Genomic DNA, 1660 nt, shown 5'->3' with positions numbered 1-1660 from the left:
TTGGGTTGAAGGAAAGGGCATCATTTTAAAGACATCGATTTATGATCTAACCAATTTTCTCATGGACATATAGTATAATCTAATGTGGGGGAAATGAGTTATGAAAGAAAAGGAAAAAGAAGTTTTAGATTATTGTATTAAGGACATCGAATATAGGATTAAATCATGTGAAAGCTCATATGAAAAAGGAGACTTTAATGAGAAAGTTTCTGATTTTAGAGCCTTTATATTTTCTTTGGGAAGTAGTATGGATATAATGAGAAATGAGATTTTCGAAGATTATAATCAAAGTAAAAAGAGGAAATATTTTAGTGATATTTTTGATATTAAGAGTGATAAAAAACAAGATATTAGAAGCTGTAGAATAAGAGATGATTTTAGGAATTATTTAAGTAATAATTATACAGATCAAAATAAAAAGCAAAAAATTCTAGAAATTATGGAAAACTTAGGGATAATTATCTCGAATGATAAATATTATTTCACTGCACAAAATTTCTCAAAAGGTAAAATTGAAAAAAAGAAAATTAGCTTATGGGATATTTATAATTCATTAAAACATTCTTGTTATCCCAGAAAACCAAATACATATGCTTATTTCAAGGATGAATTAGTAGGGTATAAGGGTGAAATGTTACTTAGTATAAGCACTACTGAAGGTGAATATAGTTTTGAAATCTTCGGTGGCTGGGTTCCCTTTGAAGGAGCAGAAGAAGACGCTAAAAATAAGGAAAATCCTTATTTGAAAATGATAAAAGATATTGGTAATTATATAATAAGAAATTTGAAAGCTCTGGAAGAAGTTATATGAGTTTTTAAGGTGGAATTTATTTGATTTTATAAGAGCCTTGTATAGGACTTGTGTGAGAGGAAGGTGTACTTTCCTTTAGTAAGTGCACCAGATGTTGGATCATAGTCGGGATACTTTCTAAAACACTTAAAAGTATCGAAAATGCTACAAAAAGCGGGGGTGATAAAAATAAACGATAAGAAAAAAAAGGAACTTAAATCATTAAAACATTTTATCTGTGATTATTATAAAAGTTTTCATGAACATCTTTTTCCTGAAAATTATCAATTAGAATGTAGTGAATCTCCTGATTTCATAGTTAAGTTTGATAATCAAAAAATTGGGATAGAGATAACAGAAACTATTCATGAAAGTAGGAAGGCAAGCGAAAATTTACAAGATGAGATTTGTGAAAACATAAAAAAATACTTAGAGGAAGAAGATATTAAAATAGATATTTGGCTTTTTTTCTCTGATAGCTTAGCTTCTGATATAAGCAAAAGAAAGCAAAAAGCCAAAAAAAACCAGAAGAAACCAAAAAACAAAAGAAACGAAATAAAAGATAGCCAATTTATTAAAAACTTTACTGAAGAATATATAAAATATATAATAGCAAGAAGAAACGAAGAATATTCCTCATTTGAAGAGTTTTGTGAATCAAATAAAAATTCTTTAATATGTAAATATTTGGTAGGTGAACCAATAGTAAAACTTTATAGTGAGAAACTTAAAATACGTGAAGGAGTAGGGAATTATGTCTCGATTAATTATTATAAAAAGGAATTACCAGAAATAATAAATAAAAAGATTGACAAGTTGTCCCTTTATAGGGAAAACTTGTCCCATTATGGGGAAAACGTCGATAAAATA

2 protein-coding genes are annotated in these 1660 nt (G+C 27.7%); both read left to right on the top strand.

Annotated features, from left to right (window positions below):
• The first annotated feature begins 100 nt into the window (after nucleotides 1-100).
• Entirely contained in the window at nucleotides 101-811 is a 711-nt protein-coding gene (locus tag AA81_RS13965) for a hypothetical protein (RefSeq protein WP_103899373.1), read from the top strand.
• 159 nt (nucleotides 812-970) lie between these two features.
• A partial coding sequence (locus tag AA81_RS13960; protein ID WP_146050429.1) for a hypothetical protein occupies nucleotides 971-1660 on the top strand: 690 nt, incomplete at its 3' end.

Source organism: Petrotoga halophila DSM 16923 (assembly GCF_002924615.1).
This window is presented reverse-complemented; position numbering and strand designations above follow the sequence as displayed.

Coding starts and splice junctions, on each gene's coding strand:
- AA81_RS13965 (WP_103899373.1), top strand. CDS start 101: ATGAAAGAAAAGGAAAAAGAAGTTTTAGATTATTGTATTAAGGACATC.